Here is a 16,102-nt window from a genome sequence, read left to right on the forward strand (position 1 = left end):
TAGTGGTTGCAAGAGCCTTTCGAAGGCCGAGGAGTTCGCGGGCTCGTGGAGCATGCGCGGGCTCGTGGAGAAGGAGTCGGAGATGGTGAGGAATCCCGAGCGCCGGGCGGCCCTGGTCGACGCGGGGGTCGAGGTGCTGGCGGCCGAGGGGGCGCGCGGGCTGACCTTCCGCGCGGTGGACACGGCGGCGGGCGTGCCGACGGGCACGTCGTCGAACTACTTTGCCCACCGCGACGACCTGCTCCACCAGATCGACGCCTGGCTGCACCGGCGGCTCGCCCCGGATCCGGAGGCCGTCGGGGAACTGCTGGCCCGGCCCCGGGACCGGGCCCTGGCCGTCGCGTTCATGCACAACCTGATGGGGCGGGTGCAGCGCGACCGCACCGGGTTCCTCGCGCTGATGGAGATGCGCCTGGAGGCGAGTCGCCGCCCGGACCTGCGCGCGTCCCTGATGACCTCGCTCCGCGGCGACCTGGACGAGGGAATCGCCTTCCACGCCGGAGCGGGCCTGCCCGGCGGCCCTGAGGAGGTCACTCTCCTCTACCTGGGCATGCAGGGGCTCATCCTGGAGCACCTCACGATGCCGGGACTCCTGGACGGTGCGATTCCGGGCGCGAAGGTGCCGGAGGACGTGGTGACCCGCCTCGTGGAGCGGATCATTCCGGAGCGGTGACGGGTCAGCCGGCCTGCGGCTCGCGCCACATGGGCCACATCGTCGGCCCGTCCGGCAGCTGGAGAGGGCGGTCCATGACGGTGAAGCCGAGCCGTTCGTACAGGGCGCGGCTGCGTGCGCTGCTGGCCTCCAGGTACGCGGGCCACCCGGCGCGGTCGCACCGGTCGAGCACCGGCGCCATCAGCGCGGTACCGAGCCCCTCGCCCTGCCGCTCCGGCGCGACGCCGATCATCCAGAGGTAGGTGTGCGCCCGCCCCTGCGGGTGCACCTCGTCGAGCAGCCGGGCGATCTCCTCGATCCGCGCGTTGTCCGGGTCGACGGCCTCCCGCACCAGGGCGGGCACGTCCTCACCGTCGTCGGCGTGCGGCTCGCTGGGCACGTCCATCCACAGCGCGACGGCCGAATCGTCCTCCAGCAGATCGACGTACCCGTCGGCGAGCGTCGCATCGGTGAAGGCCCCCATCAGCCCCGAGTGCCGCACCCGCCGGTACTCGACACCCGGAAACACCCAGCCACTCACCGGATCATCCATGAACGCCCGATCGAGCACCCCGACAATCCGCTCCCGATCCCCGACCCCACCCCGCCGAATCCCCACACCCACGCCCAACATCCCGTCTCAACTAGCCATCGCCACCTACCAGTTGCCACCCTAAACGATCAGCCCCCAACAGATCCCAAGGACCCCACGAGAAGCCCCCCCCCCGGGCGCGCGAGGAACTCCACGAGAAGCCCCTCAGGGGCGCGAGGAACTGCGCGAGAAGCCCCCACCGCCCCGCAGACAAACGAACCCCCCAGGGGCGCGAGGAACTGCGCGACCAGCCCCCACCGGCAGTCAGCCGACCGACAACCCAGGGGCGCGGGGAACTGCGCGCCCAGCCACACCCCACCCGAGCCCGCCCCCAACAGCACCCGGCCCCCGGCACCCGACACCCGGCCCCCCGCAACGACGGCCCGCCCCACGCGAACCGCCGCCGACCCCCCACCCCGAGCGGAGCGCTACCGCTCGCGCCGAGTGACGAACTCCGCCAACGACAACAACCCTCCCGCCACCTCCGGCACCGGCACAGCCCGCTGCAGCTCGGCCAGGGCCCGGGCCATCTGATCGGCGGCCTGCGCCTGCGCCCAGTCCCGCCCACCGGCCCGCTCGACCGCGAGCGCGATCGCCTCGATGTCGGCCGCCCCCTCCTCCCCCGGGCCGGGCGGCCCGTACCGCGCGGCCAGTTCCTCCGCCGCGGCCCCGCCGGAGGCCAACGCCGCGACGACCGGCAGCGACTTCTTGCGGACGACCAGATCGGCGCCCGCCGGCTTCCCCGTACGGACCGGATCCCCCCAGATCCCGATCACGTCGTCGATCAACTGGAAGGCAAGACCGGCCGCCCGCCCGAACGCGTCGAGCGCCGCGACCTCCTCCTCCCCCGCTCCCGCGTACAACCCGCCCAGCGCACAGGCGCAGCCGAGCAGCGCCCCCGTCTTGGCCTCCGCCATGGCGAGGGTCTCCGGGAGGCTGGTCTCCGCCGGATCGCGCCGCTCCAGGGCGACATCGGCGGCCTGCCCCGCGCACAACTCCACGACGCAGGAGGCGAGCCGGGCCATCGCGGCGGGAGCCGCCGGGTGCCCGTCCTCGACGAGCAGCCGCTGCGCCTGGGCCTGCAGCGCGTCGCCCGTGAGGATGGCGTCCGCGTCACCGAACACCGCCCACGCAGTGGGCCGGTGTCTTCGGGTGGCGTCGCGGTCCATCACGTCGTCGTGCAGCAGCGAGAAGTTGTGCGTCAGCTCGACGGCGGCCGCGGCCGGCACCGCCTGCCGGGCCCGCCCGCCGACGGCCCGCGCCGCGGCGAGCACCAGGGCGGGCCGCACCGCCTTGCCTGCGTGCCCCACCGCCGGTGTGCCGTCGGCGTGCTCCCACCCGAAGTGGTAGAGGGCGACGCGGCGCAGGGAACCCGGCAGGCCCTCGACGGCCCGCCGCAGCACGGGATCGACCGCCGTCCTGGTCCGCGCCAGGATCGCCGCCGCCTCCTGAGCCTCGGGCGGCTGCACGGGATTCACCGCCTCGGCCGCCTGGCTCACCGGCGCCCCCGAGGTGCGCCCGCCGCGACGGGCGGGCGCACGGCACACCGGGTGCGGCTCGTCACCGCCACCGGCCGATCTCGACGTTCTCCAGAACCCCCAGCGCGTCCGGCACCAGGACCGCCGCCGAGTAGTACGTGGTCACCAGGTACGAGATGATCGCCTGCTCGCTGATGCCCATGAACCGCACCGACAGGCTCGGCTCGATCTCGTCCGGGATGCCGGACTGCCGCAGCCCGACGACGCCCTGCTCCTCCAGGCCCGTACGCATACAGATGATGGACGTGGTGCGCGCGTCACTGATCGGGATCTTCCCGCACGGGTAGATCGGCACCCCGCGCCAGGTCGGGATGCGGTGGCCTCCGACGTCGATGCTCTCCGGGACCAGACCCCGCTTGTTGCACTCGCGGCCGAACGCGGCGATCGCCTTGGGGTGCGCGAGGAACACCTTGGAGCCGCGCCGCCTGCTGAGCAGCTCGTCCATGTCGTCGGGGCTGGGCACGCCGTCGTGCGGTTGCAGCCGCTGGTCGTACTCGCAGTTGTTGAGCAGGCCGAACTCGCGGTTGTTGACCAGCTCGTGCTCCTGGCGCTCCTTCAACGCCTCCACGGTCAGCCGGAGCTGGTGCTCCGTCTGGTTCATCGGCTGGTTGTAGAGGTCGGCCACGCGCGTGTGGATGCGCAGAACGGTCTGGGCGACGCTCAGTTCGTACTCGCGCGGCGCCGCGTCGTAGTCGACGAACGTGCCCGGCAGGACGGCCTCGCCGACATGGCCGGCCGAGAGGTCGATCTCCTTCTCCCCGTAGTGGTTCGACCGCTGCTCCGGCACGGCGCGCAGCTGCTGGAGGTGGTCCCGCAGTGTCTCCGAACGCTCGGCGACCTGCTCCAGGTCGCGGCGCGGCAGGACCAGGACGGTGCACGCGGTGGCCGCGCGTGCCGTGTACTCCCAGATGCCCTCGTCGTCGAGGAGCGCCTGCTCCCCGAAGTACGCGCCGTCGGCGAGGACGCCGAGCACCGCGTCGTCGCCGTACGGGCCCGTGCCGACCTTCTCCACGCGGCCGTGCGCGAGCAGGAACACCTCGTCCGCCTGGCTGCCGAACGAGGCGAGCACGTCGCCGGCCGCGAACTCCCGCTGCGCGCACCGCTGAGCCAGCTCGTTGAGGACATCGGCGTCCTCGAAGTCGCGCAGCGCGGGCAGCTCCCCCAGCTCGGCGGGGATGACCCGGACGTCGTCCCCGGTCTTCACGAAGGTGATCCGCCCGTCACCCACCGAGTAGCTCAACCTGCGGTTCACCCGGTACGTACCGCCCTGGACGTCCACCCACGGCAGTGTCCGCAGCAGCCAGCGGGAGCTGATCTCCTGCATCTGCGGGGCGGACTTGGTGGTGGTGGCCAGATTCCGCGCGGCGGATGTGCCGAGGCTCTTCTGTCCCCCCGAGCCCGCCTGGTCCGCACGGACCTCTTCGCCTACCGACATGACTTTGCCCTCCCGATCATGAACCGACCTGCGGGTGAAAGCCTTCCAGCACGGTGAGTGGCGACGCCATTACACGAATGAGGGGGAATGGATCCGCCCGACACGGGGCATGGGCGGCGCGTTTCGCACACCACGTTGCTCCGTACCGTCGATTTCCGGAACTCGAAGATCCCGGTGGGCGTTGATCGGGTAACGGCTTCCCATACGACTTCGGCAGAACCCGACAGAAGAGGTGACCCCATGGCGGGCTTCCTGGACAAGGCCAAGGAACAGGCGCAGCGCGGGCTGACGCAGGGCAAGCAGAAACTGGACGAGGTGCAGGCGCAGCGTGCGGGCGGCGACCTGCTGAAGAAGCTGGGCGCCGCGTACTACGCGGAGCGCTCGGGCACCGGCAGCCCCGAGGCCACGCAGACGGCGCTGCGCGCGCTGGAGGCGCACATCGCGACGAACGGGGACGGGTTCCTGCACAGCTGACCTCGGCTCCGAGCGGAGCACACCGCTGTCCGGAACGGCTCGCACGGAATACGAACGAGTAGTACGGGCCGGGCTGTTCCGGGTAAAAGCAGCGGTAGGAGACGGCTCGCGGGAGGCGGCCGTCGACCCCGCGAAGGAGTCGGTCATGGCCCCACCCATGTCCGCGGCCAGTTTTCTCGCTGCCTTGAAGGACGAAGGCCTGACAGTGGTCGAAGTCGGCGACTGGCGGCATCACAACCGCAACAGCAAAGGCGCCTGGGGCCCGGTGAACGGGGTGATGATCCATCACACCGTCACCGAGGGCAGCTCGGCGACGGTCCGGATCTGCCGCGACGGGCACACGGACCTGCCGGGTCCGCTGTGTCACGGCGTGATCACCAAGGACGGCCGCGTCCATCTGGTGGGCTACGGCCGGGCGAACCACGCGGGGCTCGGCGACGACGACGTGCTGCGCGCGGTGATCGCGGAGAAAGCGCTCCCGCACGACAACGAGGCGAACACGGACGGCAACAGCCGCTTCTACGGCTTCGAGTGCGAGAACCTCGGCGACGGCGAGGACCCGTGGCCGGACGCCCAGCTGGTGGCGATCGAGAAGGCGGCCGCGGCGCTCTGCCGCCACCACGGCTGGACGGAGCGGTCCGTCATCGGCCACCTGGAGTGGCAGCCGGGGAAGGTCGACCCGAAGGGCTTCACGATGGCCTGGTTGCGCGGGCGCGTCCGGGACCGTCTGAAGTAGACCGCGGGCAGGCCACGAGCGGGCCGCAGCGGCGGGCACCCGGACACATGTCCGACAATGGCCGGGTGCCCCGCCCGCTCCCCGCCGACCTGAGCCCGCGACTGCCGTCACCTCTGACGGAGATCGACGACGATCGCTTCGCCCGCCACGGCGTACGGGTCCTCCTCAAGCGGGACGACCTGATCCACCCGGATCTGATCGGCAACAAGTGGCGCAAACTCGCCTCGAACCTGGAGGCGGCGGGAGACCGCCCGCTCGTCACGTTCGGCGGCGCCTACTCCAACCATCTGCGGGCCACGGCCGCGGCCGGCCGTCTGCTGGGCATCCCCACGACCGGCATCGTCCGCGGCGACGAGCTGGCCGGGCGGCCCCTCAACCCGTCCCTGACCCGCTGCGCCGAGGACGGCATGCGGCTGCGTTTCGTCGACAGATCGACGTATCGGCGCAAGGACGATCCGGCCACGCTCACCGCACTCCTCGAAGCGGCCGACGCCCAGGACGCGTACGTGGTCCCCGAGGGTGGCAGCAACGCTCTCGCCGTCCGGGGCTGCGTGGCCCTGGGCCGGGAACTGCGCGGCCGGGCCGATGTCGTCGCCGTCCCCTGCGGCACCGGCGGCACCCTGGCGGGGCTCGCCGCGGGCCTCTCCGGCGACCAGCGCGCCCTCGGTGTCGCGGTCCTCAAGGGCGGCTTCCTCACCGCCGAGGTCCGCGCCCTCCAGGAGGCCGCGTTCGGCGGTGTCCGTGGCGACTGGCAGGTCGCGGACGGCTTCCATTTCGGCGGCTACGCGCGCGTGCCCGCCGAGCTGAGAGCGTTCGCCGACGACTTCGGGCAGCGGCACGGGCTCGCCGTGGAGCACCTGTACGTCGCCAAGATGCTCCACGCCCTCGTCGAACTCGCCCGGAGCGGCGCGTTCCCGGCCGGCACGACGATCGCCGCGGTCGTCACGGGCACACCTCATTAGGGCCTTCAGCCGCCCCCGGTCCGCTCAGTCGTCGACCTCCCGGTAGGCTGCGGCCTCCTCCAGGTCCAGCTTGCGCAGCAGCGTCCGCATCATCTCGTCGTCGATGCGCCGCTCGTCACGCAGCCGCACGAACACCTCCCGCTCGGCCGCGATCGCCTCTCGCGCGAGCCGCCGGTAGGTGTCGTCCGCGGACTCCCCGGTCACCGGGTTGGGCTGGCCGAGCCGCTCCCACACGGAGTTCCGCCGCCGCTCCAGAACGGTGTGCAGACGGTCCTGGAGGGCCTGTGGCAGGCAGTTGCGCTCGTCGCTCATCAGGGCGTCCACCCGCTCCTCCGCGGCCGTCGACGCGGTGTTCTGCGCCTGCGCCTCGGCCAGCGTCTCGGCCTGTACGTCCCGTCCCGGCAGCTTCAGCATCTTGATGAGCGGCGGCAGCGAGAGCCCCTGCACGACCAGCGTGCCGATCACTGTCGTGAACGTCAGGAAGAGCACCAGGTTGCGGGCCGGGAAGTCCTCCCCGCTCTCCGTCACGAGCGGGATCGAGAACGCGATGGCCAGCGACACCACGCCCCGCATCCCGGCCCAGCTCACGATCAGCGGTTTGCGCCAGTCCACGTCGTCCTCGCGCTCCCGCGCGCGCGGGAAGATCCACCACGGCAGGTAGGTCGCCGGATACGACCACACGAAGCGCACCACGACCACGAGGACGAACACCCCGATCGCGTACCAGACGGCCTGCGCGACGCTGTACTCGCCGAGGCCGCCGAGGACCACGCGCAGTTGCAGTCCGATCAGCGCGAAGACCGACGACTCCAGGATGAAGGCGACGACCTTCCACACCGCCGCTTCCTGGAGCCGCGTCTCGAAGTCGACCTGCCACGACCGGTGCCCCAGGTAGAGCGCGACGGTCACCACGGCGAGCACCCCGGACGCCCCCACCTGTTCGGCGGCGGCGTACGCGACGAAGGGGATGAGCAGGGAGAGCGTGTTCTGGAGCACCGCCTCCTTCAGGTGCGTGCGCAGCCAGTGCAGCGGCACCATCAGCAGCAGCCCGACGCCCACCCCGCCGACGGCCGCCACCAGGAACTCCCGGATGCCGCCCGCCCAGCTGGCCCCTTCGCCCACGGCGGCGGCGAGCGCCACCTTGTAGGCGGTGATCGCGGTCGCGTCGTTCACCAGGGACTCGCCCTGGAGGATGGTCGTGATCCGCGAGGGCAGCCCCACCCGCCGGGCGATGGCCGTGGCCGCCACGGCGTCGGGCGGCGCGATCACCGCCCCCAGGACGAGCGCGGCGGTCAGCGGCAGATCGGGGATCAGCTCGTACGCGAGCCAGCCCACGGCCACCGTGGCGAACAGGACGTACCCCACGGACAGCAGCGCCACGGGCCTGATGTTGGCCCGCAGGTCGAGGTACGAGCTCTCCAGGGCCGCGGTGTGCAGCAGCGGCGGCAGGATCAGCGGGAGCACGATGTGCGGATCGAGCGCGTACTCGGGGATTCCGGGCACATAGGAGGCCGCGAGTCCGGCCGCGACCAGCAGCAGGGGCGCCGGAACCGGCGTCCTGCGCGCCGCCCCCGCCACCGCCGCACTCACCGCGACCAGTCCCACCAGCGGCAATACGTCCATGCCCCGCCTTTCGCCCCACGTGATCACGCCACCCGTCGTAACCTGGCCATCATGAACGAGTGCTCGCATGTCGACACGCTGCCGCACCCCGAACCGGCCCCTCTGAGCGAGACCTGCCTGGAGTGTCTGGCCGTCGGCAGTCACCCTGTGCAACTGCGGCTGTGTCTGGACTGCGGTCACGTCGGCTGCTGCGACTCCTCGCCCTACAAGCACGCCACGGAGCATTTCAAGGAGACCGGACATCCGGTGATGCGCACCTTCGAGCCTGGTGAGAGCTGGCGCTGGTGCTTCGTGGACACCGCCCTCGTCTGATCCACGACGGCATCGGGATTCGATCGGCGGGCACCTGGGTACGTCAACCCGGCGCCCCCTCTTTCCAATTGGGCCCGCACACCCTCTAGCCACTGTCCGTGCCCGTGGGCTTACTATGAGTGACAGCAATGGGCCGGGGGTCCCCGGGACAGGAAAGTCGGGCGCGCGGTAGCGTCACCGCAGATATATGTGGCGTGTCACCCGGGGGACGACACCTCCGGAGCCCGAAAGTGCTTGTACCACCTTGGAGGTGAGGGTGTCCCAGTTTGCAGGCGAGCCCGGGAATCAGGACTTCGTGGAAGTCCGGCTGCCGGCTGCGGGTGCCTACCTGTCGGTGCTGCGGACGGCCACGGCCGGCCTCGCGGCACGTTTGGACTTCACCCTCGACGAGATCGAGGACCTGCGCATCGCGGTCGACGAGGCCTGCGCGATCCTGCTCCAGCAGGCCGTCGCCGGCTCCGTCCTCAGCTGTGTGTTCCGTCTTGTGGACGACTCCCTGGAGGTGACGGTCTCCGCGCCGACCACCGACGGCCGGGCTCCTGAGCGCGACACCTTCGCGTGGACGGTGCTGTCGGCACTCGCGGGCCAGGTCGACTCCTCGGTGGCGGAGGACAAGACCGTTTCGATCAGCCTCTACAAGAAGCGCGGCGCGGGCCCCGGCCCGGCGTGATGAACGGGGAAGGTCCGGTGCGGGACGACAAACGCGGCACACGGGATCTCCCGGCCGACGGCTCGGGCGGGACACGACGGCTGACCACCGCCATTCCCGAACAGCAGGCCAGGCCACATCCGCAGGACCGGGCGGACTCGGTGACGAGTGCGCCACAGCAGGCAGCACCGACCACCGGGGCCGACGTTCGCGGGGGTTCAGGGGGATCGGACGCGCGACGGGCGGGATTGATGAGCGACCACGAGCGACACGGCGAGCGGCAGAGCCGGCGCGAGCAGGACCGCAGTGGTGCACGCGCGATGTTCATCGAGCTGCGCACCCTGAAGGACGGCAGTACGGAGTACGCGGAGCTGCGCAATCAGCTCGTGCGCATGCATCTGCCGCTGGTCGAGCACCTGGCGCGCCGCTTCCGCAATCGCGGAGAGCCGCTGGACGACCTCACGCAGGTCGCGACGATCGGTCTGATCAAGTCGGTGGACCGGTTCGACCCGGAGCGCGGCGTGGAGTTCTCCACGTACGCGACCCCGACGGTCGTCGGCGAGATCAAGCGGCACTTCCGCGACAAGGGCTGGGCCGTGCGCGTCCCGCGCCGGCTGCAGGAGCTGCGGCTGGCCCTGACGACGGCGACGGCCGAGCTGTCCCAGATGCACGGCCGCTCCCCCACGGTCCACGAGCTGGCCGAGAAGCTGGCCATCTCCGAGGAGGAGGTCCTGGAAGGCCTGGAGTCGGCGAACGCGTACTCCACGCTGTCCCTGGACGTCCCCGACACGGACGACGAGTCCCCGGCGGTCGCCGACACCCTGGGCGCCGAGGACGAGGCGCTGGAGGGCGTCGAGTACCGCGAGTCCCTCAAGCCGCTCCTGGAGGACCTGCCGCCGCGCGAGAAGCGCATCCTGCTGCTGCGCTTCTTCGGGAACATGACGCAGTCGCAGATCGCCCAGGAGGTCGGCATCTCCCAGATGCACGTGTCGCGCCTCCTCGCGCGCACGCTCGCGCAGCTGCGGGAGCGGCTCCTCGTGGAGGAGTGAGCGCGTGCTCCCAGATGTACGAAGGCGCCCGGTGCGATGTCCGCACCGGGCGCCTTCGCGCGCGTAGAAGACCGGCTACTCGGATTCCTGGGTGCTGCCCGGTGTCCGGATGCCGAGCGCGCGGGTGGTCTCGCGGTTGACGAGCATCACCAGGGCCACCACCGCCACCACGCCGAGCACGATGCCGCCGGGGATGGCCATGCTGTCGGCCTGGAGCAGCGTGTAGGCGACGGGCAGGGCCATGATCTGGGTGATGATCGCGGGGCCGCGGCTCCAGCTCTTGCGGGCCAGCAGGCCGCGGGCGGCGAGCAGCGGCAGCAGCGCGAGCACGATCAGCGTGATGCCGCCGGTGACGGCCTGCTCCGGATTGTCGGGATGTCCGGCGAGCCCGGCGACCAGCAGGTAGCCGCCGCCCGCGACGAGCGCGACTCCTTCGAGTCCGGCCAGGGCGGCGGCAGCGGTCAGCCTGCCCGGACGCGGGCCTTCGTCCGCGGCGGTCTCGGGCGCGGGATTCTGCTCTGAGGTCACCTTTGCAGAGTAGCCCCCGCCCGGGACGGCGTTCTTACCCGACTCCTACCTCGGTCTGGGCGCGATCAAGGCCGCTAGGTACGCTGCCTTGCATGCGTGCACTTCTCGTGGTCAATCCGGCGGCAACCACCACCAGCGCGCGCACGCGCGATGTGCTGATCCACGCCTTGGCGAGCGAGATGAAGCTCGAGGCCGTCACGACCGAGTACCGCGGCCACGCCCGCGACCTCGGCCGGCAGGCCGCGGAGAGCAAGGACATCGAGCTGGTCGTCGCCCTCGGCGGCGACGGCACGGTCAACGAGGTGGTGAACGGGCTGCTGCACGGCGGCCCCGACCTCGACCGGCTGCCGGGCCTCGCCGTCGTCCCCGGCGGCTCCACGAACGTCTTCGCCCGCGCCCTGGGGCTGCAGAACGAGCCCGTGGAGGCCACCGGACAGCTCCTGGACGCCCTGCGGGAGGGCCGGCAGCGCACGGTGGGCCTGGGGCTCGCCGCGGGCACACCGGGCACGGAGGACGAGGCGGTGCCGTCGCGCTGGTTCACCTTCAGTGCGGGCCTCGGCTTCGACGCCGGAGTGGTCGGCCGGGTCGAGCAGCAGCGGGAGCGGGGCAAGCGTTCGACTCACGCACTGTATGTGCGACAGGTGGTGCGCCAGTTCCTCGGCGAGCAGGACCGCCGGCACGGCACGATCACGCTCGAACGGCCGGGCGAGGACCCGGTCACCGATCTTGTCGTCTCCATAGTCAGCAACACCTCGCCGTGGTCCTTCCTGGGCAACCGGCCGCTGTACCCGACACCCCAGGCGTCCTTCGACACCGGCCTTGACGTGCTCGGACTCAAGAAACTGTCGACTCCGGCGGTGACCCGCTACGGCACTCAGCTGCTGATGTCGACGCCCGACCGCGGGCCCCGTGGCAAGAACGCGGTCACGCTTCACGACCTCACCGACTTCACCTTGCATTCGAAGGTGCCTCTGCCCCTTCAGATGGACGGTGACCACCTGGGGCTGCGTACGAGCGTGACGTTCACAGGCGTACGCCGTGCACTGCGTGTGATTGTGTGAGTGGAAGGGCCCAAAGTCCTTTATCTCGAACGTTTGGGCTGGGCTCCACCCCATGGAAGTACGGCTGTGACCTAGCCGACACCGAGGAATCAAAAAAAACTTTCCTGAAGGGGTTGTATCCGCCGCCGAGGTTTGCGAATCTCTACATGGCGCTCGGGACGGCCCGCAACATCGGCCCCACAGAGAGCCCGAATCCCCTCCTCAAAGCAACGGACCACCGTCGCGTATGTGACGTTCGGCCCTTCACTTGTTGAGGGATTCGTGAAAGCGTTCACATTCACAAGCAACCTGCACGTAATACCAAGGAGAGGTAGCAGCCATGGACTGGCGTCACAACGCCGTTTGCCGCGAGGAAGACCCCGAGCTCTTCTTCCCCATCGGCAACACCGGTCCTGCGCTGCTGCAGATCGAGGAAGCCAAGGCCGTCTGCCGCCGCTGCCCCGTCATGGAGCAGTGCCTGCAGTGGGCGCTCGAGTCCGGCCAGGACTCCGGCGTCTGGGGTGGCCTCAGCGAGGACGAGCGCCGCGCGATGAAGCGCCGCGCCGCTCGCAACCGGGCCCGTCAGGCCTCCGCCTGATTCCCCACCCCTTCACGAGCCTGAGCCCGGCGGCGCGTACAGCGAGTACGCATCTCCCGCCCCCGAGCCGCAGCGCGCAGTACCCCCGATGCTCCCCCCAGGCTCAGCCCGGGACATGACCCGAGCACGCGAGTATGGAGCCCCGAACCGTATCCCGGTTCGGGGCTCTCTGCTGTCTGCGTCTGTTTGTGTGCGTCCGCGCGGTCCTACTTCTGGGAGCGCACGGGGATGTCGAGGATGACCTGGGTGCCGCGCTCGGGTGCGGGCACCATGTCGAACGTTCCGCCCAACTCGCCCTCCACCAAGGTGCGTACGATCTGCAGGCCCAGGTTGCCGGCCCGCTTCGGGTCGAAGTTCTCGGGCAGGCCGACACCGTCGTCCTGGACCGTGATCAGCAGGCGGGTCTCCTTGCTCGTACCGCCGCGCACCGCCGAGACCTCGACCGTTCCGGTGTCGCCCTGGCGGTAGCCGTGCTCAAGTGCGTTCTGCAGCACCTCGGTCAGGACCATGGAGAGCGGCGTCGCCACCTCGGCGTCGAGGATGCCGAAGCGGCCGGTGCGGCGGCCGGTCACCTGGCCCGGGGAGATCTCCGCCACCATCGCGAGCACCCGGTCGGCGATCTCGTCGAACTCCACGCGCTCGTCCAGGTTCTGGGACAGCGTCTCGTGCACGATCGCGATGGAGCCCACGCGCCGGACCGCTTCTTCGAGCGCTTCGCGCCCCCGGTCCGACTCGATGCGCCGGGCCTGGAGACGCAGCAGCGCGGCGACGGTCTGGAGATTGTTCTTCACCCGGTGGTGGATCTCCCGGATGGTGGCGTCCTTGGTGATCAACTCGCGCTCTCGGCGCCGCAGTTCGGTGACGTCCCGCAGGAGGACCAGGGATCCGATGCGGGTGCCCTTGGGCTTGAGCGGGATCGCCCGCAGCTGGATCGATCCCTCCTCGCCCTCGATCTCGAACTCGCGCGGGGCCCAGCCGCTGGCGACCTTGGCCAGCGCCTCGTCCACCGGGCCGCGGGACGGCGCCAGTTCGGCGGTCGTGCTGCCGAGGTGATGGCCGACCAGATCGGCCTGGAAGCCCAACCGGTGGTAGGCGGACAGGGCGTTGGGGGACGCGTACTGGACGACGCCGTCGGCGTCGAGCCGGATCAGACCGTCGCCGACGCGCGGCGACGCGTCCATGTCGACCTGCTGCCCAGGGAACGGAAACGATCCGGCGGCGATCATCTGGGCGAGGTCGGACGCCGACTGGAGATAGGTCAGCTCCAGCCGGGAGGGGGTCCGGACCGTCAGCAGGTTGGTGTTCCGGGCGATGACCCCGAGGACTCGCCCTTCCCTGCGTACGGGGATGGACTCGACCCGGACCGGGACCTCCTCGCGCCACTCGGGGTCGCCCTCGCGCACGATGCGGCCCTCGTCGAGCGCGGCGTCCAGCATCGGGCGGCGGCCGCGCGGCACCAGGTGGCCGACCATGTCGTCCTGGTAGGACGTCGGGCCGGTGTTGGGGCGCATCTGCGCGACGGAGACGTACCGCGTGCCGTCGTGCGTGGGGACCCACAGCACGAGGTCGGCGAAGGAGAGGTCGGAGAGCAACTGCCACTCCGAGACCAGCAGGTGGAGCCACTCGAGGTCGGAGTCACCGAGGGCGGTGTGCTGGCGTACGAGATCGTTCATGGAGGGCACCAGGCGAGCGTACCTGCCGGTCGGGAACGGCCCGAACGGTCCCGAAAAGACCGACGAGCCGCGGCGCCGGGGGTCGGGACCCTCAACCCGTTCCCTGGCACCGCAGCCCTTCAGGTGCATCGGCTGCCAGGTGTGCGGTGCCCGGCGCCGATCGAGGAGCCGACGCAGTCAGGGCAGAGAGCGGCGGGTCCTCTGTCCGTCCTCCTGTGCGGGGAGGGCGGAGGTCTCGTTGTGCATTGTGGACTAGACCATTCTCCGATGTCCATGCATCGGCCGAGGATTGTTGTCGTCTCTTCCTACGACATCCACCGGCCTGCGCGCCCACGGTTACTCCAACGTACGTCCTTCACCACGCGCACCGGAATACATGGGTTCAATCCCGGGCCAGACCGCCATCGCCAGGGCGGCGACGGCTTCGAGGTCGGCCCGGCTCGCGCCGTCGCGGGCCTGCTGGGACATGCCCTGGAAGACGGCGGCGAAGCAGCGGGCCAGCGCGGCGGTGTCCGTGCCCTCGGGCAGCTCCCCCGCGGCGACGCCCTGGCGCAGCCGGTCGGCGATGGCGGCGACGGTGCCGGAGCGCCGCTCGCGCAGGGCCTGCTCGACCTCGGGGGTGGTGCAGTTCGTCGCGGCGTGGAGGACCAGGCAGCCGTGCGGGAGCGCGGGGTCGGTGAACGCGTCGGCCGCCTCCCGCAGCAGCCGCTCGATCGCGCCGCGGGCCGTCGGCTCCTCGGCGAGGGCACGGTCGGGGCCGGCGCCGTGCGTGGTGTCGTAGACCCGCACGACCTCCTCGAACAGGGTGCGCTTGTCGCCGAACGCGGCATAGAGGCTCGGGGCGCCGATGCCCATCTCGCGGGTCAGGTCGGAGACCGAGGTCGCCTCGTACCCGTGCTCCCAGAAGGCGCGCAGGGCCTTCTCCAGAGCGGTGTCCCGGTCGAAGGAGCGGGGCCGCCCACGCTGCTTGGTCACCATGGAGTGAATTCTATAGCGCCCACTAGAAAACTGGACAGGGGCTGCGCTACGGTCATTTCACTAGCGATCGATACAGATAGGAAGGAGGCACGGGCGGGGCGGGGAACGGCTATCGGGTCTCGGTGACCTTGGCGAGGGCGCGCGGGGCGTCCGGGTCCTGGCCGCGGGCGATCGTCACCTCGTAGGCGAGCAGTTGCAGCGGCAGGATCTCCAGGACGGGCTGCACCTCCTCCGCCACCCCGGCGGTGGGCAGCACGAACCCGGCGGAGGCCTGGGCGACCTGGATCTCGGGGCCGACGACCATCAGGTCGGCGCCGCGGCCGCGCAGCCGGTCGAGGACGGGCTGGAGGGCGAGCCCGCCCTGACCGTCGGTGACCACGGCGATGACCGGGGAGATGTTGTCGACCATGGCGAGGGGGCCGTGCAGCAGGTCGGCACCGGAGTAGGAGAGGGCGGGGATGTAGCTGGTCTCCATCAGTTTGAGGGCCGCTTCTTTGGCGGTCGGGTAGCCATAGCCACGGGAGGTGATGACCATGCGTCCGGCGAAGCGGTAGCGGGAGGCGAGGGTGCGGACCTCGTCCTGCCGGGTGAGCAGTTCGGCGGCGAGATCGGGCAGGACGGCGGCCACCGTCGAGCCGTCGGCGCCGCGCAGCCCCTCCACGAAGAGGTAGAGCGCGAGCAGGGACGCGGTGTACGTCTTCGTCGCGGGCAGCGCCTTCTCCGGCCCGGCCATGATGTCGATGTGGTGCTCGGAGACGGCGGCGAGCGGGGAGTCCGGGTTGTTGGTCACGGCGAGGGTGATCGCGCCGGCCTCGCGGGCCGCCTTCGTCGAGGCGACGAGATCGGGCGAGCCGCCCGACTGGCTGACCGTGATGACGAGGACGTCACGCAGATCGGGCCGGGCGCCGTAGGCCGTCGTGGTGGACATGGAGGCGAGACCGCAGGGCAGGCCGAGCCGGATCTCCAGGAGGTACTTGGCGTAGAGGGCGGCGTTGTCCGAGGTGCCGCGGGCGGTGAGGAGGACGAAGCGGGGGGCGCGGGCAGCCACCTGGCGAGCCACGTCCTGGATGCGCGCGGCGCCGGTGCCGAGGAGGCGCCGCAGGACGTCGGGCTGCTCACGGATCTCGCGGGCCATGATCCGGCCGGGCCGTTCCTGCTCGGGGGCGGCGGTCATTCGGGTCACCTCGGGTGGGTCGGCACGGCCTGACACCTTCCACTGTGGCCGCCCCCGGCGCCCGGCGCCCAGCGAAGCGGGGTCCGGGC

At 71.0% G+C, this 16,102-nt stretch carries 17 protein-coding genes; 9 read left to right on the plus strand and 8 right to left on the minus strand.

Features of this window, described 5'->3' with window-relative positions; translation table 11 throughout:
• The first annotated feature begins 82 nt into the window (after positions 1-82).
• The gene (locus K377_RS28025) at positions 83-673 is read left to right on the plus strand and encodes a TetR/AcrR family transcriptional regulator (RefSeq protein WP_111666486.1); all 591 of its coding nucleotides are present in this window, start codon (positions 83-85) and stop codon (positions 671-673) included.
• A 4-nt stretch (positions 674-677) separates the two neighbouring features.
• Here K377_RS28025 and K377_RS28030 read toward each other — a convergent pair whose 3' ends face one another.
• The 3 genes from K377_RS28030 to K377_RS28040 all read right to left on the minus strand — a co-directional run bounded on the left by K377_RS28030 (position 678) and on the right by K377_RS28040 (position 4,217).
• Positions 678-1,277 (minus strand): N-acetyltransferase, encoded by a 600-nt coding sequence (locus tag K377_RS28030; protein ID WP_111666487.1) that lies wholly within the window; start codon positions 1,275-1,277, stop codon positions 678-680.
• A gap of 395 nt (positions 1,278-1,672) precedes the next feature.
• Positions 1,673-2,743, minus strand: a complete 1,071-nt coding sequence (locus K377_RS28035) for a family 2 encapsulin nanocompartment cargo protein polyprenyl transferase (RefSeq protein WP_258395144.1) — start codon at positions 2,741-2,743, stop codon at positions 1,673-1,675.
• A gap of 61 nt (positions 2,744-2,804) precedes the next feature.
• Positions 2,805-4,217 carry a family 2B encapsulin nanocompartment shell protein gene (locus K377_RS28040; RefSeq protein ID WP_111666337.1) on the minus strand — a complete coding sequence of 471 codons (1,413 nt, stop codon included), beginning with the start codon at positions 4,215-4,217 and terminating at the stop codon, positions 2,805-2,807.
• Positions 4,218-4,457: 240 nt separating this feature from the next.
• Here K377_RS28040 and K377_RS28045 point away from each other — a divergent pair, with 240 nt between their 5' ends.
• The 3 genes from K377_RS28045 to K377_RS28055 all read left to right on the plus strand — a co-directional run bounded on the left by K377_RS28045 (position 4,458) and on the right by K377_RS28055 (position 6,389).
• Positions 4,458-4,691, plus strand: a complete 234-nt coding sequence (locus K377_RS28045; RefSeq protein WP_111666338.1) for a hypothetical protein — start codon at positions 4,458-4,460, stop codon at positions 4,689-4,691.
• A 145-nt stretch (positions 4,692-4,836) separates the two neighbouring features.
• Positions 4,837-5,427, plus strand: a complete 591-nt coding sequence (locus tag K377_RS28050) for an N-acetylmuramoyl-L-alanine amidase (RefSeq protein WP_111666339.1) — start codon at positions 4,837-4,839, stop codon at positions 5,425-5,427.
• Between the two features lie 47 nt (positions 5,428-5,474).
• A complete protein-coding gene (locus K377_RS28055) occupies positions 5,475-6,389 on the plus strand; it encodes a 1-aminocyclopropane-1-carboxylate deaminase/D-cysteine desulfhydrase (RefSeq protein WP_111666340.1) in 915 nt (304 codons plus the stop codon).
• A 24-nt stretch (positions 6,390-6,413) separates the two neighbouring features.
• Here the strand turns inward: K377_RS28055 and K377_RS28060 are convergent, their stop codons facing one another.
• A complete protein-coding gene (locus K377_RS28060) occupies positions 6,414-8,012 on the minus strand; it encodes a Na+/H+ antiporter (RefSeq protein WP_111666341.1) in 1,599 nt (532 codons plus the stop codon).
• 51 nt (positions 8,013-8,063) lie between these two features.
• Here K377_RS28060 and K377_RS28065 point away from each other — a divergent pair, with 51 nt between their 5' ends.
• The 3 genes from K377_RS28065 to K377_RS28075 all read left to right on the plus strand — a co-directional run bounded on the left by K377_RS28065 (position 8,064) and on the right by K377_RS28075 (position 10,022).
• Complete coding sequence (locus tag K377_RS28065) at positions 8,064-8,324, plus strand: UBP-type zinc finger domain-containing protein (RefSeq protein WP_111666342.1); 261 nt, start codon at positions 8,064-8,066, stop codon at positions 8,322-8,324.
• Between the two features lie 256 nt (positions 8,325-8,580).
• Entirely contained in the window at positions 8,581-8,994 is a 414-nt protein-coding gene (locus K377_RS28070) for an anti-sigma regulatory factor (protein ID WP_111666343.1), read from the plus strand.
• A gap of 17 nt (positions 8,995-9,011) precedes the next feature.
• A complete protein-coding gene (locus tag K377_RS28075; RefSeq protein ID WP_375605968.1) occupies positions 9,012-10,022 on the plus strand; it encodes an RNA polymerase sigma factor SigF in 1,011 nt (336 codons plus the stop codon).
• A gap of 75 nt (positions 10,023-10,097) precedes the next feature.
• Here the strand turns inward: K377_RS28075 and K377_RS28080 are convergent, their stop codons facing one another.
• Positions 10,098-10,550 carry a hypothetical protein gene (locus K377_RS28080; protein WP_111666345.1) on the minus strand — a complete coding sequence of 151 codons (453 nt, stop codon included), beginning with the start codon at positions 10,548-10,550 and terminating at the stop codon, positions 10,098-10,100.
• 92 nt (positions 10,551-10,642) lie between these two features.
• Here K377_RS28080 and K377_RS28085 point away from each other — a divergent pair, with 92 nt between their 5' ends.
• Together K377_RS28085 and K377_RS28090 are read left to right on the plus strand one after the other, a co-directional pair.
• The gene (locus tag K377_RS28085; protein WP_111666346.1) at positions 10,643-11,611 is read left to right on the plus strand and encodes a diacylglycerol kinase family protein; all 969 of its coding nucleotides are present in this window, start codon (positions 10,643-10,645) and stop codon (positions 11,609-11,611) included.
• A gap of 319 nt (positions 11,612-11,930) precedes the next feature.
• Positions 11,931-12,188, plus strand: coding sequence for a WhiB family transcriptional regulator (locus K377_RS28090; protein ID WP_016639615.1), 258 nt, complete (start codon positions 11,931-11,933; stop codon positions 12,186-12,188).
• A gap of 206 nt (positions 12,189-12,394) precedes the next feature.
• Here the strand turns inward: K377_RS28090 and K377_RS28095 are convergent, their stop codons facing one another.
• The 3 genes from K377_RS28095 to K377_RS28105 all read right to left on the minus strand — a co-directional run bounded on the left by K377_RS28095 (position 12,395) and on the right by K377_RS28105 (position 16,013).
• On the minus strand, positions 12,395-13,861 hold the full coding sequence (locus tag K377_RS28095; protein WP_111666347.1) for a sensor histidine kinase: 1,467 nt from the start codon (positions 13,859-13,861) through the stop codon (positions 12,395-12,397).
• A 336-nt stretch (positions 13,862-14,197) separates the two neighbouring features.
• Positions 14,198-14,839, minus strand: a complete 642-nt coding sequence (locus K377_RS28100; protein WP_111666348.1) for a TetR/AcrR family transcriptional regulator — start codon at positions 14,837-14,839, stop codon at positions 14,198-14,200.
• A gap of 109 nt (positions 14,840-14,948) precedes the next feature.
• Complete coding sequence (locus K377_RS28105; RefSeq protein ID WP_111666349.1) at positions 14,949-16,013, minus strand: SIS domain-containing protein; 1,065 nt, start codon at positions 16,011-16,013, stop codon at positions 14,949-14,951.
• Between the last annotated feature and the right edge of the window lie 89 nt (positions 16,014-16,102).

Origin of the sequence: Streptomyces sp. PsTaAH-137 (assembly GCF_003259365.1) — a bacterium.
In the GTDB taxonomy this organism is placed as follows: Bacteria; Actinomycetota; Actinomycetes; order Streptomycetales; family Streptomycetaceae; genus Streptomyces.